Below are 21,776 nucleotides of genomic sequence, written 5' to 3'. Positions count from 1 at the left end.
GTTGCCGCCCGGTTCCAACCGTGTCGTAGAAGGACGCCCTGATGAGCCGGAATTATCCCGCCATGTCTACGTGGCCTTCTTATGCAGGCGTAGGGTTAAAGCCCCAACACGTGGGCGAGATTCTCACGGCGCCGCGCGAGCTCGGCTTTTTCGAGATCCACGCCGAAAACTACATGGGTGCGGGAGGCGTACCGCATCGTCAGCTCGCGGCTATCCGCGCCGAGTACCCGCTTTCCGTCCACGGGGTCGGCTTGTCGCTCGGTAGCGCCGGTCCTCTCGACGAGGCTCACCTGGCACGTCTCGTTGCCGTCGTCGAACGGTACGAGCCGGTACTGGTATCCGAGCACTTGGCATGGTCGACGCATAACTCGCGTTTCCTCAACGACCTCCTGCCAGTGCCATATACGATCGAAGCATTGCGTCGCGTGGCCGAACATGTTGATCATGTCCAGAACGCACTCGGGCGGACCATCGCACTGGAGAATCCTTCCACCTACCTCTCTTTCGCAGAGAGCGCTTTCGCAGAAACGGACTTCATTTCGGAGGTGGTACGCCGTACCGGCTGCGCGCTGCTGTTGGACGTCAATAACGTCCACGTTCGTTGTGTCAACGGACATACCAGCGCGCTGGCTTACCTGGATTCGTTCCCAATCGGTCACGTCGCTGAGATTCACTTGGCGGGTCATGCCTCCAACGTTGAAGCTGGTACCGACACGTTGCTCATTGACTCCCACGACCGGCCGGTTTCAGAAGCCGTGTGGGCTTTGTACGCGCACGTCATCCGCTCGACGGGTCCTATACCAACCGTCATTGAGCGCGACGCCGACATTCCAAGCTGGTCCACCCTTCGAGATGAGGCGCTGCGCGCGCAGGCTACGACGGCAGCACTTTCGGCAGGAGACACCCATGAAGTCGCTTGCTGAACGACAGGACGGTTTTGCCCAGGCCGTCGTTGGGCTTGCGCAGTGTCCCGACGGGCTTGAAGTGCCGCCGGGCGTCGACGCTAGCGGGCGCTTTGACGTGTACCGGAACAATGTTGCGGTGGGCCTGATTGAGGCCCTGCGCACGACGTTTCCCGTCGTCGAAAGGCTCGTCGGAACGGACTTCTTCCGCGCTATGGCGCGGTCGTACGCGCGGGAGGATCTTCCAAGAAGCCCTGTGCTCCTCGAGTACGGCGAAGGGTTCCCCGCCTACATTGCGGCCTTTGAGCCAGCAGCTGAACTGGCGTATCTCCCGGATGTCGCTGTGCTGGAGTGGCACTGGGTGCGCGCCTACCACGCGATGGACGCTGAGCCGTTGACATTGCGTGCGCTCCACCGGTTCGTGGCCGAGCGGATACCCGAGCTGAGGCTTGACCTTCATCCGTCGGCCAGCATTCTCTCTTTTGCAAGTCCGGCGCTGTCAATTTGGAGCCGGCACCAGAATGAGGAGACGCCTTCCATGGCAGACCTTACTTATGCGTCGGAGGCAGTCCTCATATGGCGAGACGACGTTTACGTTCGCGTCCTTTCGCTCGAACCCGGCGAACTTAGATTTCTGCGGGCAGTTCGCGACGGCCAGTCAGTCGGGGGTGCGGCGGCATTCACTTACGCAGACGTACCAGCAGCCCGCTTGTCCGAGCTCATCCGGACGCTTTTCGAAGGAAGTCTGTTTACCGGTGCCCGAATGGAGGGTTCAACGTGACCGGAAATCGTGGGCGGACGTGCCGCCTTTCCACCGTAGACGGCCTGATGCTTGGGCTCGCGCGACTCGGGCGTATCTTCGCTTCACCGTTCCTGCGCGTGGCCCTCGCCTTGCCGTTCCTGCGCTCGGGCCTGACGCGTTGGGATCCCTTTCCCGACCTCTCACTCGGAACACAGTTTCTCTTTGCGTATCAGTTCAAACTGCATCTGTTCGGGCGCGTACTCGATATGCCTGCACCCACCTTGCTCGCGTACGCCACGGCCGTCGCAGAAATCATCCTCCCCGTACTGCTCCTGGTCGGGCTTGGTACGCGGGTGGCTGCCCTGATGTTGCTTGTCATGACCGCCTTCATCCAGCTCGTCGCGCCCGATGGGTGGGCAAACTTTCATCTTTATTGGGCATCGATGGCCCTTGCGCTTGTTGCCCTCGGGGGAGGGCGGTTGTCTCTGGACAACCTGATTGACCACGTGCGTCGCCAGCGCCCTGTATCGGCGCAGCGGACATGACACAAGGACGGCGCGTACTGCTTTATTTTTCTTGGAGCCGGCCGGCGGAAACCGGGGCGCCCCTTGAGTCCATTGATGACCGGTTTCCGGCCCTCTTTGAGCTTCGACGTATGCTCTATCCACGTTTTGAAGCCATCGCAGATCCGCAGGAGTTCGACCCGGGCATCGGCGGCTTTCTCGACCACGTACAGCGGCCGAATTTTGCCGCCTTCAGTGCGCAGGCGTCACTGGATACGGGAAATGGCGTGCTCGACATCGAGCGCGTTGATGGCGACGGTGTGCTACATCCCCTGGATGATGCATTGCTTCAGAACATCGATACCGTGATTGTCATCGGCTTCGACTCACTCCGGACAAACCAGTTTGCATCAGCCTCTGAAGTCGGGGCGGTCAGGCGCTTCCTATCCGACCCGGACCATCTGATCTTTGTCTGTGTGCATCACGATATCGGTGAGGCCGACGCCCTGAGTCCCATCGATCGCGTTGCCGAACAGGCAGCGGAGTACTATCACCACGGCGACCGCACGATCCCACCGCGGCAGGGCTTCGGTGGGTTCGGCCGGTCGCTGCTCGCCGCACTGGACGTACCTGTCATCAATCGCTTTGGGTTGCGCCCTGCAGCGCAGTTTGATGGCAGCCCCCAGCCCATCGTGGCGGCACACGCGCTTGACCGCTTGGGTCTGCTGAAAGGCGTCGACACGTTCAATCTGCATCCTCACCTTCCGCACCTTGAGCGGGTTGGAGAATCTGTCGGAAAGCTCGATGTGCTCGCCCGTCAGCATGTCGATGTCACAGCGCCTCCGCATCCCTTTGTACAGGCCAGTGTCAACGCATTCGATGCGTTGCTCCAATCGCGCGCTGATGTGTTTCCTGGCGCTCTGCTGGTCGGTGACACCACGCTCTGGAGTTCGACAGCGGGTGGCGTGGCCAGTCTGCGGCGGCTTTGGTCTAACGTGGTGACGCGCGAGCGACGCTGACAGGAATGGAGTCGCTTCCTCTCATCCTTGTCTTGCTCGGCTGGGTCGTCCTGAGCAGCCTGTTTCGAACTTAGCTAGTGCCAGCCATAATCCAAGGTCGCCGGATCATTCTGGTGCCGGAACTCTCGGTATGGGCTTTTCGCCATCCTGGCTAACTTAGATCCAAACCAAGTTTCCTGCCAAGGGCGAAGGTAAAGAACAGTAGCCCCGCGAGTAATATCCCGAAAATCACGATCACCAGAGCTACCTTGCCGACCACGCGTAGCACCTCGCGCTTCTCAGTCGGCTGTCCCTTCTTTTTTTGATCGTAATGCCACTTGATGGCCAAGAACATGCCGGTCCCGAATACGAGGACCTTGAAGATAATAAAGACGATGGGAACCCAATCCATTTTTCTGTGTTTCCGGGCGGTGGCTTGTTACTGTCTGCAGGAATGGTGCTCCAGGCGCCACGCCATACTATCCACAAACAATATCCATACATTGGGACAAATTGCCCCAGCTGTACCCGTTCTTCTTGTTCTGGCGCTGGCCGGTTTGCTGGCCGGATGCACCGCCCCCATGGGTACCTTGCGCCCTGGTCCCGTGGTGTCGATCGATCGAACGGCCATCCCGGCAAGGGACGCCAGCTCTCTCTACCGGCTCCGGGACGACTGGCTTCGGTTCGACTTTGATTCCGATATGGACTATGCGCGACTCATCCGGCGGCGGGAGCTGAATGTCTCCGTCCGCCTGCATTGGTGCGGGAAGGAGGTGCCAAGGCGCTGGCTGACGTCATCACCGCTGTTCGGTGAACACGGGCAAGTGAACGACGCGAGGTGGCTGGTGCCCGTATCAGACAGCCGACCCGGCGGTTCTACCGTTTACACGTACCACGCGTACGTGCGCATCCATGCCCCCGGTGGGCCGGCGATGCCGCCAGGCTCCCCGAGCAGGGCGGGGATTACGATCTCCGCCACCCAGCCGATGACTTGTGTCTGTTTGTCGGGGAGGGGACATGGTCGGAAACCATGGGGAGTCGACGATTCTTGTGTATCCCGTGGACGTCGTCGGTACGGCGGCTCGCGGAGGGCATCAGCGCTGACATGCCAGTGCCTCGGTCGTAAAGATACCGCCTACACTCGACGGGTAAGGGGCGTATGCACTGTGCGGAGCCGAAACGAGCGGTCTTTCCCAACTCACTCCAAGACATGGTTTCGCTATCGTTTCATTGCCGAGAGAGTTAGAAAGGCGCCATGCAAATGCCGGCTCCTGAGTGCCGAAAGCAAGATGGGTTACCATTCCGTTCGCCAAGCTTAATCCCGCACACCGGCCGGCAATTAGGGAAGCCTGAGATGATTCATGCCTTGCTCGCGATTTTGCTTCTAGGCGACCCGATTCCTCACTCGCCTGATTGTGGCGCCGAGTTGCACATCGCAGAAATCGCGCGGACTCAGCTCAGCGTAAAGAAAGCGGTTCCTGTCGAAACGCTGTCTGGCGAGTTTCCAACGAAGCATGGCACCTACGAATGCGTCAGGGTTTCGTTCTTACTGACTCCGTGGGGATCGATGTACTACTTGCGATTCCACGAGTCGACCGGAAACTTTGTGTTCGAGATGGCTGCCAGACGCGCCATTGAGAAGTATGAGTTCAAAGGATCCGTACTGGGCGTTTTCGACACGAAAACCCTGATTCTCAAAGGCATCTACAACAAAAGATCGCCTGACTGGGACGTTTATTGTGCGACCCACCATTGTATTGATGGACCGGAAAATCGCCGTCCGCCGTGAGGGTGCGGAAGGTTGATCGATAGTTAGCCTGCCGGCGTCATTTTGCCTTTGTCTATCGTTGGCGTGCGAAACATAGCCCTGGCGAGCACTCTCCCCAAATAAAGCCGATCCATCCGACAAACATTGAATCCCGTGATCGTCACCGGCGCCATTCCGCGATAGGAAACCGAGAGGTCTTCCTTGCATGCCTCCCCGTCATCGAAGCGGACAGCAGCCTGACCGCTTCTTCCACCGATCAGCGGCCCACCAAGATCGAGAGCACGCCAACGGTGCGTTCCCACGGGAGCGGCTTCGATAGACGTCACCGTCCGATCCGAGTCGTTCACGAAAGTGACAAAGTGCGGCGCTGCCTGCACCGACGATGCGCACCCCAGGCTCAGGAGCAGGAAGGCCGACGGTGCCCACAACCGCGCGACGCAGCGGTGGCTGCGTTGATTTTGATCCAGCATGATGATTCCCTTTATGGCGTCACGTAGCGGCGTGACGATGTCGTCCGACAATCAAGCTCGCTTGAGCAGGCACACGTCGCCGGCAGCTCTGCAAGCTATTGGCCAAGGGTGGCGATTTTAAGGCGACAAACTGACGCCTTAGCGAAGCTGCATGTCAGACTTCAGTCGCAGGTCTCGGCTTAGACCTGGGTCTTGCGGTCAGCGCTCTCGACAGAACCCGTTCGCCTCGTTGGCGCACGCCGCTCGCGCCGGAGGACCTGTGGCGTGATGCCGTAGCCGCGGACGAAGACCTCACGAAGGTGCTTGCGGTCCCGAAAGCCCGTTTCCCTGGCGACGATTTCAAGCGAATGTCGCCCGCGTTCGATCATGTTGCGCGCTTCCTCGAGCCGCATCTGCTCGATGGCCTTTCGCGGGGAGTGTCCCGTTTCCGACTGGAAAACGCGGCTGAACTGCCGGGGGCTGAGGTGGACGGCGCGGGCGAGATCGTCGACGGTGATCGGCTGGGCGAGGTTCTTGCGCGCATAGTCGAGAGCGGACTGGATGCGGTTCGACTTCGCTCCGAGATGGAGCATCTCCGAGTGCTGTGACTGTCCACCGGCGCGTCGGTAGTGCATGACCAGGGCGTGGGCGACCGAGCTTGCGATCTTGTGGCCCAGGTCTTTCTCGACCATGGCCAAGGAGAGATCCATCGCCGCCGTCAGTCCCGCTGACGTCCAGATTTCCCCGTCAACGATGAAAATACGGTCTTCTTCAACCTGTGCGCGCGGATATCGCGCCCGGAGGGCGTCGGCAAAGGCCCAGTGGGTCGTCGCCCTTCGTCCATCAAGCAATCCGGCGTCGCCCAGGGCAAATGCGCCCGTACAGAGCCCGGCGAGCCGCCTGGAGCTTCGCGCGGCGGCCTGGATGAAGTCCATCTCGGCTTGCGAGTGCGGGGCCGAAAGGGGACTGACCACGCCACAAATCATCCACGTGTCGGCAAGAGTCGTTTCGGTCGCCTTTTCAGTAAGAACCGCGGTGCCCAGGGAGGAGCGGACAGGGCCTCCGGCAAGCGAGTAGTCGATGACCTGGTAGACCTGCTCGCGCGCGACGATGTTGGCGATTTCGAACACGGACTGCGTTCCCATCGCCATGACCTGGTAGTTCTCCGGCAGGAAATATCCAACTCTGTGCATCGCGTGTGCCTGGGCGTGTCCGAAAAAAGGGCGGTCTGTGTCATTGGCGTAATGGGTCGGGTCGCGCAGCATTCAACAAAGCGCGCAACGGTCTGCCGTCTGGAAAATCCATGACGACGTGAGACCTCGGTGCTAGTCACGCTGCTTGATGCGGGCGTTACCCGGAATTTTCAAGCGAAGGCGCACATTTCTCCGTGCCGCGTCGACCGTTTGCCATTTCGTATGTAATTCAAAGCACTTCCGTGCATTCCTTGTTGTGTTTTGACCCATCCATTCCCAGCTTTGAGGAGCAAACCATGAAGGCAATCGTCTACGACAAGGCCGGCCTGCCTGCCACCGATCCCGCCTCGCTGTACGAGGTGGAGTTGCCCACGCCCGTTGCGGGTGAGAACGACCTGCTCGTCCGGGTCTCTGCCATCGCCGTCAACCCGGTGGATGCCAAGCTTCGCGCTGCCGTCCAGCCGCCAGGCCCGCGGATTCTTGGATGGGACGCCGTGGGCATCGTCGAGGCCACAGGCACCGCCGTGAGTGGCTTCAAGGCGGGCGATGTCGTCTGGTTTGCCGGCGACATCACTCGTCAGGGCACGTATGCCGAGTACGCCCTTGTCGATCACCGCATCGCCTCCCGTGCACCGACGAGCATCTCGGCGGCCGAGGCGGCAGCCCTGCCATTGACGGGTATCACCGCGTGGGAGTTGCTCTTCGACCGCCTCCGTATTGCTGAGAACGGGGGCCGTGGAGAGCGCCTGCTCGTCATCGGCGCTGCAGGAGGCGTCGGCTCCATCCTGGTCCAGCTCGCGACGAAGCTCACGAAACTGACGGTCATCGGTACGGCATCCCGTCCCGAGACCAAGGCCTGGGTCAGCGAGCTGGGTGCCCACGACGTCATCGACCACACCAAACCGCTCCAGCCCCAGCTGGCTGAACTCGGCCATGCGTCGGTCGATCACGTCACCAGCCTGACCCACACCGAGCAGTATTACGCCCAGATTGTCGAGATACTCAAGCCTCAGGGCCAGTTCGCACTCATCGATGATCCGGCTACCCTGGATGCCCTCCCGCTAAAGCGAAAGTCGATCTCGCTCCACTGGGAGTTCATGTTTACCCGCTCGATGTACCGGACGAGTGATATCGGCAAGCAGCATGACCTGCTGGCCCGGATCGCCTCCCTGATTGATGAGGGCGTCCTCAAGACCACGCTTGGCGAGAACCTTGGCGTCATCAACGCTGCCAATCTGCGCAAGGCCCACGAGCTGCTGGACAGCCATCGGGCGCGTGGCAAGCTGGTGCTATCGGGGTTCTGATGAGCGTGACCCTGCCGAACATTGTTGCGGTTGGCTATCGTGTCGACCGGGTCTCCGTAAAAGCCGTTCATGTCACTGGCGATGCGCTTTCGCGTGTCGCCGATTTCCTCGATCGTCGTCAAGGGATCATTGAGGTTCGATTTAAGCTACTGGACGGTGACTCGGCGGTGCCCTTTTTTCTCGCCTATGCTGAGAGACAGGGCTTGCGGCCCGACCTCGGCTACGTCGTTCGTCCGGACACTGAGGCAGCGGACGGCACGGGCCTGGCGCCACCCAATCCTATTGTGTCGAAACTCTGCTCGGTCCTTTCGCGCCTGAGCGCGCTGTCGGATTTTCCGTCGGCGCTGTTTGCTGAGGTTGCGCTCGCGCTGCGTGCCGCCCACGGAACTGCCCATGCGCCGCTCGTTGGGGTTCGCGAGCGCGGTCTGGCGACATTGAAAAGCGAGATGGCGACGCGCTTTATCACTGAAAACCTTGTCTCCGAATTTGATCCGAAGGCACTGGCCGACGCATGTGGCATGACGCCGCGCGAATTGTCTCGTGCGTTTCGGGTCACCCACGGCCTGAGCCCGCTCAACTGGCGAAGGTGGCAACGAATCGAACGCGCCAAGGGCCTTCTCGCTGACACATCGTGGCCACTGGGAGATATCGCAGCAGCGTGCGGCTTCAGCGGGCTTGTGCAGTTTGTCCGTACATTTACGAGCTTCGAAGGCATCTCGCCGCTTGCCTGGCGCAGGACCGTTCCCGTCTCCGCGCCCGCTGACCGCCCGCGCGCGGTGCCGCTCAGATCCGCTCCATGTCTTCCGGCCGCCGTGGCGCGTGGATGCTGTCCGGAATGATGGCCGTCTTTGTCCTTTGAAGGCGAAGCTGCCGAGGTCACCATGCTCTAAGTCATTCTTCGATCGGGATTCATTTTCTGTGAGCAGTCTTCTTCAGTTTGCCATTGACGCTGCCGGCGGCATCGAGCGCTTCGAACGATTCACCACCCTTACGGCCGACCTTCGGCATACGGGAATCATCTGGGGCCTCAAACAGCGCGAAGGCGTCCTGACCGAGTGCAAGGTCGCGGTGCAGCTTCACGAACAGCGTGTGTCGCATGGCCCATTTGCGCCGTCACAGAACCACTCGGTCTACACACCGTCACGTGTCGAACTGCGGTCGCCGGAAGGCACCCTTATTGAAGCGCTCGATAATCCGCGTGACTCGTTTGCGGGATTTGAGATGGAAACACCCTGGACCGATCCCCAGCTTGGCTATTTCGCGGGCTACACGATGTGGACGTATCTCACCTCGCCGTTTCTTCTGGCGCGACCGGATGTCGATGTGGAGGAAATCGAGCCCTGGATGGTCGATGGCCTGCCTTTGCGCCGGCTGAGAGTTAGCTTTCCGCCATCCATCGCCACGCATAGCACGGTACAAACGTTCTACTTCGACGTCGACGGCTTGTTGCGTCGCCATGACTACGAGGTCGACATTCAGGGACGGAATGCTGCGTCGCGTTATTTGGCCGACTACGTGGACGTTCAGGGCATAAAGATGCCAAGCCGCTTCCGCATCTATCCGCGAACGCTGGAGAACACGGCGCTTTCCGATCCGCTCATCGTCGGTGTCGACCTCTCGAACTTTCATTTCAGCTGAGAATTCTCATGAAAAACCTTGTCGACGAGATTCTTCACGCGCATGGTGGTCTTGACCGCTGGCGTCAATTCAAGACGGTCGAAGCGCGCCTGGTGCAAGACGGTGCTCTGTGGGGCCTCACCTTGCGCAACCCGTGGGGTCACAACATGCATCCCACGCACGGCATTCATTCCCACGACGCGACCGTAGAGGTCGACCTCAAGACGGTTACTGAGAATGGCCACATCCAGGTCTTTGATCGCGGCGCCAAACCAGTCCATCGCAACCCAATATTCGAAGAGGTCGATGGGCGTCACGCACCGGCACCCGACGACATCCGCACGGGTGATCGGGAGCTTGACGCGCTTCTCGACAGCCTCGGTAACCCAGATGCAACAACCATGGCGCTCCGAGACCTCGCGTTGTCACCAGATGGACAGCAATTCAGAGCCCTCGGCCAGGAGCAGTATGCAGAACAACAGGTTGCTCAAGAGAATATGCGCCAAATGGCCGCACAGGAACCATGCCCTCCTGTTCAGCACGGCCCAGTCATGTGCAGATGAGCGAGGCGCAAGACCGCTTAGTCGGTGGACGTTTACGGTCCTGGCGTTCTTTTTTTTGACGACGTCTCCTGTGACCGCGCACGGTCAAACGTCCGCAGCGATTATTGACTTATTACCCACTGACATCTTCGAATCGCGAGCGCCGGCCCAGTTGAGTGACTACGTGCGGGAGCAGGCTGCCATGCACCGAGCCCTTGCTTTCTACCTGGATGAAAAGTACGAAGTCATCGCCTACCGTCTACATCTGTCCGGATCATTCGGCAGGGTGATCAAGAGCTGCTTGTACGACTTCTTCGTCGATGAGTTGCATGCGAAGAAGATCTCGAGCCGATGGCCGGATGGGCTATCGTCCGTGACGATCTGGAAGTCCCGCCGCCAATACATCGCCATCGTCGTTTCGGAGATGATTCCGGGTGATAAGGCGATTTATGGCTACTTTGCTCTTCGGAAGCGATAGCTCTTGGACCTCGTCCCGAAGCTAGAGGCTCGGCGAGGTCGACAGTGCCACCAAAGAGTGCACGAAGCCATGTAAGGAAGACCTCTCGGTTACTTATCGCGGTATGGCGCCACTCAAGATCACAGGGTTCAACATCTGCCAAACGGACCGGCTCTGGTTGGGAGAAGCGCTCGCAAGGTACGCTCTCATCGTGCGCGCCTGATGCTGATCGGGTGTTGTCCACTGGACAGGTGAGACGAACTATCCCGAGGCTGCGCGCGTGCTGCTCGACGTCAGTCCACCGCAAGGAAGGTTCGCGTGTGCGACGCATAGTCCGCCGCGTACTGGAAGAGCGCGCCGTGTCCCGCATTCGGGTAGATGATGAGAGTGGCATTGGGAAGGTACGTGGCCAAGGTGAATGTGTTGGCCGTCGGGATCATCGTGTCGTTGTTGCCATTGGTCACCAGAACGGGCTGTGTGATCTTTTCGAGCTTGGCCCCGACATCGCCCTGCCAGTTTGCCCACGAAATCATTGCCTGCAATTGGCTGCTTGCCACTGCCGGATCAGGAGCCAAATCCGCCTCGGCCGTACGAGTGGCAAGGCGTGCCAGGAACCCGTCAGCCGACTCGAGCCCGGCAGGAGTCGCGGGAAAGAACAGGCGCTTGAGCTTGTCAGGTGGAAGGATCGCCGCATCGGTGTAGATGGCGAGAAGCTCAGGGCGGTCCATGCCGGCTCCTGCTCCGCCTTCCGGTGCGCTGCCGGACAAAATGAGTCGACCGATCAGCCCAGGACGAGAGATGGCGATCTCCTGTGCCAGGAAGCCGCCTAGCGAATAACCCAGGATATGCACTTTCGACAGGGCGAGCGCGTCGACAAAGTGCAGGACGTGCTCAGCCATGCCAGCTATGTTGGACGGCACAGTTCCGCCGGAACGGCCCACGCCTGCGTTCTCAAAAAGTATGACCTCACGGTCGGCTGCATGTGCATCGACAATCGCGGGATCCCAGTTGTCGAGCGTTCCGGTGAAGTGCTGCAGGCAAAGCAGCGGGGTCCGCCCCGGCTTGCCGAACCGCCGGTAGGCGTACCGCACCCCGCCCGCTTCCACATACTGGTTGTCGGCAGATGCCGCTGTTTTCTGGCTCATGAATGGCTTTCCGGATTCATCAAACGAAAAAAGGATGCTCAGCGAAGCGAAATGTCGCTCAACTCGATGGACACGACCAAAGGCTCGCCCAGGGGCCGACCGTCGGGTAGCCGTGGGAAAATTCGCCGCCGCGTTGCAATCTGGATACCGGAAACGTCGATGTACTTGTCGACGTAATGCGCCCCAGGCGTGTTGCCCGCAATCTCAACGTCGTAGTCGAGGCGACGGACGAGGCCATCCGGGCCTATATAAATCGACTGCGCCTTGCTGAAGACTTCCAGTGACTCCGGGTAGTGAACGTCAATCTTGCGCCACGTCTCACCTTGCTCCTCCCATTCCCCGGCATCCTCGACGCGAACGCCATCCCAGGCAAGCAAGAACGGGGTATTGAGGTACGTCCACATGGCGCAACCCGCAAAAAACGCCAGTTGCAGGTCATCCCAAGGTGTTTCGAGCGAATGGCCGGCGAAAGAGGTGCGTGGGTGGTCCGACGCATCGATGACCCGACCTGCGCCGTCGAGCAGCGCGATGCGGGCCCCAGTGAACTCAGAGCGTGCTGCGATCGTGCCGAACGGAGAATGAGATGCCCACTGTCGGTCCGTAGCCACCGTCACGGCCGTCTCATCGAGTACGCCGGCCCTGCCTTTGATCTTGACCTCGTCGTCGACCTTTCGTATCCCCTCGACCATATAAGCGTGGCCCGCGCCATTGTCAGACGACAGAAGACCATCCTCCTTGGTCAGCTTCACCGGATTCGTCGATAGGACGATGGGTCGATGGTCTTCCAGGTCGTGCTTTAGGTCTTCATATACTTCAGAGAGTTCGCGGTGTTTCACCCGGAAGCCCGTAAGCTGGTCGGCAGGGGCACCACTCAGGGCGAAGAGGGCATCCTTCGGCCATCCGCCGTTGTCGATGCGATCGAAGCCATCTGCCAATGTCTCGCCGGGCCCGACGGCATGCTTCGCATAGGCGGTCTCGATGACTGCAGGCCAGACTGCTGGCGGTGAGCTTGTAGCGGTAGCGGGATAGTTTCCCGTCCTGGCGAAATCGGTTGCCAGATCGGCTTGCGTGACCTCGACATCGACCTTCTTTGGCGATTTATGAAATCCGAGAAGGCTTCGCTGGGCTTCGTAGAGCGAAACGCGGAAGCTCTCCCGTTCCGCGTCGTAACGAATCGCGCTCTCGATGAGTGCCGGCTGCTGAAACGCGAGCGATCCCATGGATGCCAATAGATAGCAGTCCCCGAGCTGGCCTTGTTTGATGTCCGAGGAGACGGGGTGGCCCGACTTCCCATACAGATCCTTGTTCGAATACTTCCGCTGCTCCATGCCGTGTCCTTACCTGACGGGTCCTTTCATTTCGACCAGAACGTATTCGCCGCGCGTTCCCCAGCGCGGAGCTTTCTTGTCGAGCTTCACGCATGGCTTCCCGCCGCATGAGGTCAAACCCACACGAACATAGGCTTCGTAGACCTCCGCTTGAATCTTCGCCTCAGAGACCTTGGCTCTTGCATCCCAGTACGTCGACAACTCAGCCCAGATGAGGCATCCACCTCCCAGAGCCAGTAGGGCGATAGACCCTGCGACCGAAACATAAGTCCTCCGGAGATGCTTCACCATGCTCGATCGCGCAAGGTTCGCAGCGATGTCCACCGCTTCCGTGGCTGCCCGGATCTGCGCTGTGCGAGCATCGACATCGCGATTGAGTTCTTCAGCTCGTTCGCTAAGAAGTCGGTCGAGGCTGGTCCGGGTGGAATGCTCGATCTCGCGACGGGCCGACTGAAGAAACGTATCGATGCTCGATTTCGCGGAACCGACCGCGTTATGCAGGTCGAGCGCAGATCGTTCCTGGACCGAAATGGCTGTGGCCGATCGACGTTCCAACGTCTCGCCGAGAAGAGCCAGCTGCTTGGCCGTCTTCGCGACTGCCGACAAGTTTCCATCCATGAAGCGTCGAGCCCGTTTGTTGATCGGGCAATTCTGAAGGACGCGTGGGCCTTCGGATCATCAGTAGGTGATTTTTCAGAATTGTTCTATGTCGCGAGTCCTCAGCGACAATCTCGACGTTGGCACTTCGGCGACCACACCTACAGACAACCTTAAGTTGTTTTGATACGGTCATCCACGTTGCCTGCGTCGTGGCTTCGAATTGCTCCGCAGCCAACCATCGCTCTAAGCGGTGAGAAGCGCGGCCCAGAGGTGTTAGAGCACCCCTGGACCGCTAACCGTAACGAACTATCTGGAAGTTAGTCATGGCTAGAACCGATCATACGGTACCCGCACGCCCGCCGAATCCCCCAGGCGACATCCCCATCGGTCACCGAGCGCTCTGCCTTCCCCGCAGACACGGTTGAAGAACCGCGGCGGTAGCCGTAACCCTGAGGTTTTTCTCGGCCGAGCCACCCGGCGTGTCGCCGTGTAGACCCGAGACAGGCGCGACTGCCCCCGCCACATACTTCGTCAATCAAGCCGCCCGGCGCCCGGACACGGGCAGCCGATGAACCCGCGAATCCGTTAGATCCGCGGCACGTCATGCCATGCGTGGCGTGCCGCACCTGGATAAGGGGTAGGGCGTTACTCAAGGAGATCCCCATGTCTGCATCGAAAGGAAACACCCAGGGCGTCGGCTTTCACTACCACATCGATCCCGAAGCCACCGCGCACGACCTCATGAACGAAGCCACCGAATGGCTTCAGTACGCACGTAGCCTCACCCGCCTGCTCTCTGACCTCATCCACGAAGCCGATACGGTGGACTGCCAACGCCTGGCCCACAGTCTGGAAGCCATCGGTGCGCTGACCCACATGGGCGTGCAATGCACAGCGCAAGCGCACGCGCGGATGTGTTGGGAGAACAGTGGTGGGTAAGGCAGCAACCGCCATGCTGTGAAAATTCTGCAATAAATCCTCGGCGACGCCGAGCGGACGCGGCGATTTTCTCGGGTCGTCTAGGGCGGTCAAGGTCGAGCAGCAACTTTACATGTAGGGACTCACCGCGTCGTCGCGTAAGCGGTTTCCTACAGCGAAAGTTATACAACCAGCCTGCTCCAACGCTCCGCCGATTCGGTGTCGCAAGAAATCACCGACACCAACCTCGGGGAGCTACTTGGCGCCGAGTATCCGACCATGCCCGCTGAAGAGGCGAAACATCGGCATGACAGCATGCTCAACTTTGGTATTCGTAGTATTGATGTCTGCGTGTCATGAAGTGTCAGACTCGGGTTACGCCGCAACGGGAACGGAACTCGCGCTCAATCAAAGGTACCAGGGATTTCCGAACTTGCCCGTTACGCGCGCGGTTTTCGGGGCGAATCTGGGAAGGTATGGTCTACGGTCAGAAGAGCGGTCCGGGAAATTCATGCAGGAAAAGCCGCTGACGTGTCCTGACCCGATAGGTGGTCCTCCGGGTTTGACGCGACGTGTCGAGAAGTTTCTCGTCATTGGTGGACAAGTTAAAAATGGGGTAGCCGAGCGCTATGTTGGTTTCATCGACGCAAGGGGGATGTGATCTTAGTCGAGAATGATTTTGAGTATCCTGGGCGCCGAAGGCCCATGAGACCATCATTAAGGCTCAGCTACCGTTGTGGTCACGCAGCATGGGGAGAGTCATACGTTATGGATAGTAACGATCGGGTGATAGCTGTCTGCACGGCTGGCCTGAACAAGGTTCTTGTTATCGATAAGAAACTGACCTCGTCGAGCTTCAAAAGACCGGGTGACTTGATGTTCGAGCTATGACCGACGCTTTCGACGAAATCATCCGTTCGGCAGTTATCTCGAGTCGAACGCTGCTTCGGAATGGGCGGAGCCCGGACGACGTCATTCCGTTGATGTTGGAGGCTGTGGGTTGCATCGACGACATTCCCCTTCTTCCGACACAAATTATTTTGAGAGCTTGGTTGCCAGAAGCTATACGTGCCGCAGAAAGAGGCAATATCGACCGCGCTGTGGCAGTGCTGAACTTTCTACATAACTTACCCCTTACACCGCAGGAGCGAGAGCGCTGGAGCTTGGACTATTTCCTGGTCATAGAGCTGCCGACGTTCCTGGACACTTTTGGACTCAACGAAGTACCGACTGTGGACATGCTGCAGACGCTAGATGCAATTGTTACATTGGGTTTGCCAGAAGGCGGTGGGGCGTAGCCAGGACCGCATCCGCTTACGCAAGCGAAGCTGCTGTCTGGCTTGCTGCTGAGCAGGGTTGGGGTCCGCTGTTCGCCGATTGGCAACCATCGGTTTGAATGGGGACCAGCGAGCCCAAAAATTGATACAGCGGAACCCAAATCGCAGTCCGAGCGGCAACTAATCATGGCGACCATCAAGATCCCAGTCGACTTTAATGCTATCAACGATGACTCTTCCGTCCGCCTCAATACGCGGGGAGCCCTCGAAGCGTTGGCAAAGCAAGGTCTTAAGCTCCGTGAGGGAATGGAAGTCTTGATTGAGGATAGCGAACTCTGGGCAAGAGCTAGGGTTTACCTTCGGCATGGAATTTGGTCGGCCGAGATTATTGGGAATGTGCATTCTGCGGAATAACTTCGGGGTGATGCCTACCAGGCGGCACAGGTTTCCGACAGGAAGGCGCATGTACGGGCACTAGGCGCTCTGGACATCGAGCATCAAGCAGAGGCGAACGGAAATTAGCCATGTCCAGATATATCGCGATCTCTGCGCTGATTCTCTCGGTGGTGACCTTCGTTGGGCAGCTCTTTCTTTTCACACATACCGATGAACAGGTTATCTGGGGGATGATTGGGGTTTTCGTGTACGGGGTCGGCGTTGGAAAATCCAAGCTTTTCCATTCGTCGAACGTGATCGCCGTCGGTTCCGCCGTGACTGCAGGCATAATCCTTGGGCTTCTCCCTCCGCGATTACGCCTGGGCGGAGCGGTGGATTGTTTTGTGCTGTTCTTTCCTCTGGTCCACTCTGTGCTACTTACGATCTACTTGATTCTGGGTGCGGATGAGTTGGGATAAAGTGCCTGACTAGGACGGGATGGCACGCCTCACGAAACTGCGCTGGAGACTGCGTTATGAAGACCTTTCCCATCGATGACGAAGAAGCGCGTTGCGGCGCCTTCGAGATCGAGAACGCCTACGTGTCTCGGCACTCAGTCGCAAAAGTCCTCAAGGGGATTGCAGGCGTAACCGCCGTTCAACTTCGTGGAAGGGTCCTGTCTGCGGATGAGGTGAGAGTCGCATTTTGCTTTATGGGGCAACCATGCATCGTCTGGGAACCCTTCAGCGACAATTCTCGCTACTGGATAGGGCCGGAAGGCCCCGAAGCGCGAGGGCCTGACATATCCCCAATAAGGACGGCTTTTGACAGGCATGAGCCGCCATTCCTCCGAAGGCTGTTCTGGGACCTCTTGCTCGGCCGCTTCTCACGGTAGAGGCCATTTCACCCACGTCAGGGTCCGCTTCACGCGGTCTGGGGGTGCCCTTGATTCCCGCTCGCCCATGGTTGCCGCTCTACGACCGCTTCGGGACGAGCTGCCATGACAATCAAAACCATTGAAGACCTGTTCATCCACGAACTGTCCGACATTTACAGCGCTGAAAAGCAGCTGACGAAAGCACTTCCAAAGCTTGCCCGCGCCTCGACCTCACCCGATCTGAAAGAAGCCTTTGAGTCTCACCTGGAGGAGACACAGGGCCAGGTCGAGCGCATCGACCAGATCGTCGAACTGCTCGGCATTCGCCTCAAGCGGATCAAGTGTGCGGCGATGGAAGGCCTGGTGGAGGAGGGCAAGGAAGTCATCGACGGCGTCGAGGAAGGTCCTCTTCGTGATGCGGCCCTGATCGGCGGCGGAAACAAGGTCGAGCACTATGAGATTGCCTCCTACGGCACCTTGATCGCCTTGGCCAAGCAGCTTGGCTACAAAGAAGCCGTGCCTCTTCTGGTCGAGACCCTGGCTCAGGAAAAGGCGGCCGACGAGAAGCTCACCATGCTCTCCGAGCGCCTCTCGACCCAGACCCGCGCCGAGAAGGCCGCGTGACCCTGGCCTGGTGACCCCATGACTGCCGTCACCATCTACATCGCACCGCCTGCCACGAGTCGCGGACGCTGGCGGGTGCGCTTGGCGGGCCGCCCGGAAGTCGAGCAGCCAGACAAGGCATCAGCCGTTGCGTTTGCGAGAGATCATGCGCGGATGATCGGAAAAGCCGGAGGGAACGTGGTCGTGAAGATCGAGCGGCCCGACGGTTGCTGGGATACGTTGCTCTCGGCGTAAGCGCCTTCCAACGACGTAACGTTTACGTGCTCGTCGCTATTGGGCGACCAAAGTCGCCGCAACCCCGCCCGGAGACCCACCATGAGCGACCTGACCCTGCCCGAGCTTGCAAAGAAGATGGCTAGCATCGACTTTGCGATGCTGCTGACCCACACCCCTTCAGGCGACATTGCCGGCCGACCGATGAGCAACAATGGCGATGTGGCCTACGATGGCACGAGCTGGTTCTTCGCGTTCGAAGACAGCGACGTGGTCCGTCAATCGTCGGCCAACCCCAAAGTGTCATTGTCGTTCTCCGGATCGAAATCACTGCTCGGCAAGCCACCTCTGTTTGTGGCCGTCGAAGGCGATGCCCATATTGCTCGCGAGCGTGCAGTGCTGGAAGCGCACTGGGTGGATGGGCTCGATCGCTGGTTCGAACAGGGCATCGACACCCCAGGTATCGTCCTCATCCGTGTTACAGCTCGCCGTGTCCATTGGTGGGAGGGTGAGGAGAACGGTGAAATTGTGATGTGAGTCAGATCGGACACCACGCTAATCGACAGGTGGCGAAGAGGCTGCGGATGGCGTCACTTTGAAGTTGAGGCCGAAGCGGCGCGCCCAGATGTGTAAAGCCGGATGGATGGGGCCCTCGCCAAAGTAGGTGATCTCGCCCCGTTCTTCGTCAAAGTAAGCGGCGAACGTTCGACCGTCGGTGTAATGGATAAACGCGGCGGCGTGAGCGAGTGGGGCACCTGTCCGCCAGCCGTCCAGGAACAACCCGCCGTCCTTGAGAGCAACCGGTTGCGCGGTCTCAGCGAAGTTTCGGGCAAAGGCCGGGTAGGCGTTCCCGAGTGTCTGGCGAAGATCCGCCTCGGCGCCACTGATGACGAGCGCCTCCACTGGCGAGTCATTCAAACGTTGAGGCAAAGCCTGCAACGGAGCGCTGGTTGTAAGAAGGGTAGTGGCGAAGAGGGCCGAAGCAAGAAGGTTATCGAGCAGGTGCATCACAGGGTTCCTCGTCTGATCTGGACGGAATTGTATCCACTACCGATTTCCGCGACTGGCGCCTCGATGGACATGACGGTTCGAGGTTCGCATGCCCCCGGACCCGACAACCAACGCATTTTCGGCAGCGAACACGTCGCCCCTGCCACTCCTCCCGCACAATGCCCCCCGTACGTCCTAGGTTTCACACTCCTACCGCACGGAAGGACGACCATGAACTCAGGTACCGTCGGGGGTTGGGTCATGCGCAACCGCTTCCTTCTGTGGGATGGGCTGGTTCTCGGCGCCGTCGGCGCGCTTCTCGTCTTCCTCGGCGTCGAGTACGAACTGCTGCGCCATGTCGGTATGTCGTCCGGCGCCGCGGGTGCCCTTGAGCTATCCGAGGTTCTCGCCATCGCGCTCGTGCTCGGTGCCTTCGTCTTCGTCGCCCGACGTCGTATGCAGATGCAACAGCGGGAAGTGGATCGCCGTACCACCGCCGAGGCTCATGCCCGCGAACTCGCCTTCCAGGATCCGCTGACCGGACTGGCCAATCGTCGCCGGTTCGACGACGCGGTCAACGAGGCCATTGCCTCGCCCCCTGGCGCCCGGCGACTGCATGCCTTGCTCATGATCGACCTGAACCGCTTCAAGGCGATCAACGACGTCTACGGACATCCGGTGGGAGACGAGGTCCTCATCGTCGTCGCGACGCGTCTGGCCGCGGCGGTGCGGCAGGGGGACGTCGTCGCCCGTCTCGGTGGTGACGAATTCGCGGTGGTGGCAAGCCAGCTCTTCGGGACGGAAGAAGCGGCCGGCATCGCCTTGCGCATGATCGACGCGCTGGCCCATCCGATCGTGGTTGGCGGCACGGAGCATCTGGTCGGGGTGGGTATAGGTATCGCCTTGTTCCCGCAGGACGCGGACAGCGGAACCGAGCTCGTCCGCAAGGCCGACATCGCCCTTTACCGGGCCAAGGCCGAGCTTGGCTCGGCCGTACGGTTCTTTCAGGAAGAGATGGATGCGCAGGTTCGTGAGCGCGCCCATCTCGAGTCCGAGCTTCGACGTGCCGTGACGAAAGGCGATATTGCCGTCCATTACCAGCCGCAGGTCGACCTCGCCAATGGCGAACTCACGGGGTTCGAGGCTCTCGCGCGCTGGAACCACATTGAGTGGGGCGACATTCCTCCTGAGCGGTTCATTCCGGTGGCTGAGGAGTGCGGCCTTATCGTGGAGCTCGGTCGGAACGTGCTCTTCCAGGCGTGTACCGATGCGGCGACGTGGTCCGGTGGCGAGACGGTGTCGGTCAACGTGTCGCCCGTCCAGCTGCACTCGGTGGATTTTGCGCAGACCGTTGAAGGCATCTTGCTGGAAACCGGCCTGGCACCAAACCGGCTGGAGCTGGAGATCACCGAGAACACGCTCGTCCGCGACCTCCAGGCGGCGCAGGTAGCGCTATCCGGTCTGCGGGAGAAGGGCGTTCGCATCGCCCTCGACGATTTCGGTACGGGTTACTCGAGCCTCTACCACCTGCGCAACTTCAAGGTCGACCGCATCAAGATCGACCGTAGCTTTGTCGAAGCGATGGACACCGAAGCGGAGAGCGCAGCCATCGTTCGTGCGCTCCTCGGCCTTGGCCACGGTTTGGGCGTGAAGGTGACCGCGGAGGGTGTCGAGGATGCGGCGCAGCGCCAGGCGTTGATCCGGCAGGGGTGTGATGACGCCCAGGGGTTCTACTTCAGTGCGGCGATGACGGTCGAGGATGCGAGGGCGCTTAGCCTGGCGCAATCCCGATCACTGGTAGACGAAACGTACGATCCCTGAAATGACCGCTACCAGACCGGCGACGACAGCGGTCGGATAGTGGATGTTCTCGAAGGCGTAGGTTCGTTCTCCGAAGCATTGAACGACAAGGGGGTAGAGCAGGACGACCAACGCCCCGGTCATGACGAACGTGACGCCGACCGATTTCCTCAGTAGGAGGAAAAGACCGCCCGCCAGGGCCAGCGCGGATGCCGTCAGCCAGCTCGCCCAGTAGACGATGAAGTGCGCTTTCCAGCTGGCTGGCTGGTAGGCCTGATTGACGGCCTTCGACGCTTCCATCAGGACGTGACTTATGTTGGTCGCGCTTCGTAAGCCGTAGATGGCGATGTTCGTCTCGAACGACAACGTCGCGTGGGCCGCTCATAGGCAGCCCGCGCGACGATCACGAAAAGCCCGGTTCCGTTACCTACAGTATCGAAGGAGTAGTTGGAACCACGGGCTCTAAGCCATCAGGTTCCAGTCGTCAGGAAGTGATCGAGCGCGGTATCGCTGAACACCTTCTGCAACAGTTCCGACAAGGCCGTATTCATCCATACCGCGTTGGTCTCGGCGGTCGGAACGACAACCACGCGTTGCTTGTCGTCGACGCGGTAGAGCTGCTCATAGCTGCTTGATCCGCTTCGACCCACGGTCTTGAGGGCGCCGGCGATCTCGATGCCGCCCGTCCAGAATCCCTGTGACGTCGAATACGTCAGGTCGCGGAGCTCGAACGAAAGCTGGCGGTCGGCCGACGCTCCACCCGCAACCACGCGATAACCCTGATCCTCGAGACCCTTGCGAATCCTGTCCTGTACCAGCAGCGCGATATCCTGGTTCGTCGTAATTTCCGCCGCCGCCCCGTAGACGTTGCCCCGGTGACCGAGCGACGTGTTCGCACGGTCATCCACTACCTTCAGCGCTACCGTGACCCCTGAACCCACGACCGACTTAGGTACGTTGACCGTCGGATTGAGCGTGACCATCTGCTTGTTATAAGCACAGCCGCTCAGAAGCAAAATCATCAAACCCAACGCTAGCTTTTGCATCACTGCTTCCCCCCTCTCCATGAAAAGTTTGCGCACGCTAGCAGAAACGGCGCCTCATCGGGAAGCGTCTTAGGGAAGAAAGAACGAGCGGATGAGAGCGCCGCTATT

Annotated in this window: 26 protein-coding genes; 17 read left to right on the top strand and 9 right to left on the bottom strand. The window is 59.7% G+C overall.

The window, feature by feature from the left end; translation table 11 throughout:
• Positions 1–110: 110 nt before the first annotated feature.
• The 4 genes from bufB (at position 111) to BJI69_RS20015 (ending at position 3,166) form a co-directional block, all read left to right on the top strand.
• Positions 111–923, top strand: coding sequence for an MNIO family bufferin maturase (gene bufB / locus BJI69_RS20030; RefSeq protein WP_219811408.1), 813 nt, complete (start codon positions 111–113; stop codon positions 921–923).
• Complete coding sequence (locus BJI69_RS20025; RefSeq protein ID WP_046967436.1) at positions 907–1,683, top strand: HvfC/BufC N-terminal domain-containing protein; 777 nt, start codon at positions 907–909, stop codon at positions 1,681–1,683. Before bufB ends, BJI69_RS20025 begins: the two co-directional genes overlap by 17 nt.
• Positions 1,680–2,189, top strand: coding sequence for a DoxX family protein (locus BJI69_RS20020; RefSeq protein WP_046967437.1), 510 nt, complete (start codon positions 1,680–1,682; stop codon positions 2,187–2,189). The genes BJI69_RS20025 and BJI69_RS20020 overlap by 4 nt, the downstream gene beginning before the upstream one ends.
• 110 nt (positions 2,190–2,299) lie before the next feature.
• Complete coding sequence (locus tag BJI69_RS20015) at positions 2,300–3,166, top strand: hypothetical protein (RefSeq protein ID WP_219811407.1); 867 nt, start codon at positions 2,300–2,302, stop codon at positions 3,164–3,166.
• A 151-nt stretch (positions 3,167–3,317) separates the two neighbouring features.
• Here the strand turns inward: BJI69_RS20015 and BJI69_RS20010 are convergent, their stop codons facing one another.
• A complete protein-coding gene (locus tag BJI69_RS20010; RefSeq protein WP_046967439.1) occupies positions 3,318–3,557 on the bottom strand; it encodes a hypothetical protein in 240 nt (79 codons plus the stop codon).
• A gap of 843 nt (positions 3,558–4,400) precedes the next feature.
• Between BJI69_RS20010 and BJI69_RS20005 the strand changes: the two genes are divergently transcribed.
• Positions 4,401–4,934, top strand: coding sequence for an energy transducer TonB (locus tag BJI69_RS20005; RefSeq protein WP_125903139.1), 534 nt, complete (start codon positions 4,401–4,403; stop codon positions 4,932–4,934).
• Between the two features lie 23 nt (positions 4,935–4,957).
• On the opposite strand, the gene BJI69_RS20000 is transcribed toward BJI69_RS20005, so the two are convergent.
• The gene (locus tag BJI69_RS20000) at positions 4,958–5,434 is read right to left on the bottom strand and encodes a hypothetical protein (protein WP_046967442.1); all 477 of its coding nucleotides are present in this window, start codon (positions 5,432–5,434) and stop codon (positions 4,958–4,960) included.
• A gap of 128 nt (positions 5,435–5,562) precedes the next feature.
• On the bottom strand, positions 5,563–6,627 hold the full coding sequence (locus tag BJI69_RS19995; protein WP_244465254.1) for a GlxA family transcriptional regulator: 1,065 nt from the start codon (positions 6,625–6,627) through the stop codon (positions 5,563–5,565).
• 224 nt (positions 6,628–6,851) lie between these two features.
• Here BJI69_RS19995 and BJI69_RS19990 point away from each other — a divergent pair, with 224 nt between their 5' ends.
• The 5 genes from BJI69_RS19990 (at position 6,852) to BJI69_RS19970 (ending at position 10,496) form a co-directional block, all read left to right on the top strand.
• Positions 6,852–7,859 carry a zinc-binding alcohol dehydrogenase family protein gene (locus BJI69_RS19990; protein WP_046967443.1) on the top strand — a complete coding sequence of 336 codons (1,008 nt, stop codon included), beginning with the start codon at positions 6,852–6,854 and terminating at the stop codon, positions 7,857–7,859.
• On the top strand, positions 7,859–8,698 hold the full coding sequence (locus BJI69_RS19985; protein ID WP_052767140.1) for a helix-turn-helix domain-containing protein: 840 nt from the start codon (positions 7,859–7,861) through the stop codon (positions 8,696–8,698). The genes BJI69_RS19990 and BJI69_RS19985 overlap by 1 nt, the downstream gene beginning before the upstream one ends.
• 16 nt (positions 8,699–8,714) lie before the next feature.
• Positions 8,715–9,497 (top strand): hypothetical protein, encoded by a 783-nt coding sequence (locus BJI69_RS19980; RefSeq protein WP_211258484.1) that lies wholly within the window; start codon positions 8,715–8,717, stop codon positions 9,495–9,497.
• An 8-nt stretch (positions 9,498–9,505) separates the two neighbouring features.
• A complete protein-coding gene (locus BJI69_RS22415) occupies positions 9,506–10,039 on the top strand; it encodes a hypothetical protein (RefSeq protein WP_125903138.1) in 534 nt (177 codons plus the stop codon).
• A gap of 70 nt (positions 10,040–10,109) precedes the next feature.
• Complete coding sequence (locus BJI69_RS19970) at positions 10,110–10,496, top strand: hypothetical protein (protein WP_125903137.1); 387 nt, start codon at positions 10,110–10,112, stop codon at positions 10,494–10,496.
• 272 nt (positions 10,497–10,768) lie between these two features.
• Here BJI69_RS19970 and BJI69_RS19965 read toward each other — a convergent pair whose 3' ends face one another.
• Genes BJI69_RS19965 through BJI69_RS19950 form a run of 3 tightly spaced genes read right to left on the bottom strand, consistent with a single transcriptional unit; the run spans position 10,769 to position 13,554 of the window.
• A complete protein-coding gene (locus BJI69_RS19965) occupies positions 10,769–11,620 on the bottom strand; it encodes an alpha/beta fold hydrolase (protein WP_046967447.1) in 852 nt (283 codons plus the stop codon).
• 38 nt (positions 11,621–11,658) lie between these two features.
• Positions 11,659–12,948 (bottom strand): C2 family cysteine protease, encoded by a 1,290-nt coding sequence (locus BJI69_RS22150; protein ID WP_078023374.1) that lies wholly within the window; start codon positions 12,946–12,948, stop codon positions 11,659–11,661.
• A 9-nt stretch (positions 12,949–12,957) separates the two neighbouring features.
• On the bottom strand, positions 12,958–13,554 hold the full coding sequence (locus tag BJI69_RS19950) for a hypothetical protein (RefSeq protein ID WP_046967448.1): 597 nt from the start codon (positions 13,552–13,554) through the stop codon (positions 12,958–12,960).
• 657 nt (positions 13,555–14,211) lie between these two features.
• On the opposite strand from BJI69_RS19950, the gene BJI69_RS19945 reads away from it, so the two are divergent.
• The 6 genes from BJI69_RS19945 (at position 14,212) to BJI69_RS19915 (ending at position 18,369) form a co-directional block, all read left to right on the top strand.
• A complete protein-coding gene (locus tag BJI69_RS19945) occupies positions 14,212–14,487 on the top strand; it encodes a hypothetical protein (protein WP_046967449.1) in 276 nt (91 codons plus the stop codon).
• Positions 14,488–15,353: 866 nt separating this feature from the next.
• Entirely contained in the window at positions 15,354–15,764 is a 411-nt protein-coding gene (locus BJI69_RS19940) for a hypothetical protein (protein WP_046967450.1), read from the top strand.
• Between the two features lie 503 nt (positions 15,765–16,267).
• A complete protein-coding gene (locus BJI69_RS19930) occupies positions 16,268–16,597 on the top strand; it encodes a hypothetical protein (RefSeq protein WP_046967452.1) in 330 nt (109 codons plus the stop codon).
• A gap of 521 nt (positions 16,598–17,118) precedes the next feature.
• Positions 17,119–17,619, top strand: coding sequence for a YciE/YciF ferroxidase family protein (locus BJI69_RS19920; protein WP_046967454.1), 501 nt, complete (start codon positions 17,119–17,121; stop codon positions 17,617–17,619).
• Between the two features lie 18 nt (positions 17,620–17,637).
• Positions 17,638–17,853, top strand: a complete 216-nt coding sequence (locus tag BJI69_RS22410; protein ID WP_125903136.1) for a hypothetical protein — start codon at positions 17,638–17,640, stop codon at positions 17,851–17,853.
• An 81-nt stretch (positions 17,854–17,934) separates the two neighbouring features.
• The gene (locus BJI69_RS19915) at positions 17,935–18,369 is read left to right on the top strand and encodes a pyridoxamine 5'-phosphate oxidase family protein (RefSeq protein ID WP_046967455.1); all 435 of its coding nucleotides are present in this window, start codon (positions 17,935–17,937) and stop codon (positions 18,367–18,369) included.
• Positions 18,370–18,387: 18 nt separating this feature from the next.
• Here the strand turns inward: BJI69_RS19915 and BJI69_RS22685 are convergent, their stop codons facing one another.
• On the bottom strand, positions 18,388–18,840 hold the full coding sequence (locus tag BJI69_RS22685) for a hypothetical protein (protein WP_046967456.1): 453 nt from the start codon (positions 18,838–18,840) through the stop codon (positions 18,388–18,390).
• A 213-nt stretch (positions 18,841–19,053) separates the two neighbouring features.
• On the opposite strand from BJI69_RS22685, the gene BJI69_RS19905 reads away from it, so the two are divergent.
• Positions 19,054–20,643 carry a putative bifunctional diguanylate cyclase/phosphodiesterase gene (locus BJI69_RS19905; protein WP_052767141.1) on the top strand — a complete coding sequence of 530 codons (1,590 nt, stop codon included), beginning with the start codon at positions 19,054–19,056 and terminating at the stop codon, positions 20,641–20,643.
• Here the strand turns inward: BJI69_RS19905 and BJI69_RS19900 are convergent.
• Positions 20,614–20,922 carry a hypothetical protein gene (locus BJI69_RS19900; RefSeq protein ID WP_125903134.1) on the bottom strand — a complete coding sequence of 103 codons (309 nt, stop codon included), beginning with the start codon at positions 20,920–20,922 and terminating at the stop codon, positions 20,614–20,616. The two genes, BJI69_RS19905 and BJI69_RS19900, sit on opposite strands and share 30 nt — an antisense overlap.
• Before the next feature lie 170 nt (positions 20,923–21,092).
• A complete protein-coding gene (locus tag BJI69_RS19895) occupies positions 21,093–21,704 on the bottom strand; it encodes a YajG family lipoprotein (RefSeq protein ID WP_125903133.1) in 612 nt (203 codons plus the stop codon).
• Positions 21,705–21,776 lie beyond the last annotated feature (72 nt).

Origin of the sequence: Luteibacter rhizovicinus DSM 16549, from assembly GCF_001887595.1 — a bacterium.
GTDB classification, from domain to species: domain Bacteria; phylum Pseudomonadota; class Gammaproteobacteria; order Xanthomonadales; family Rhodanobacteraceae; genus Luteibacter; species Luteibacter rhizovicinus.
The sequence above is the reverse complement of the archived record's forward strand: the minus strand, read 5'-3'. Positions and strand labels throughout refer to the sequence as shown.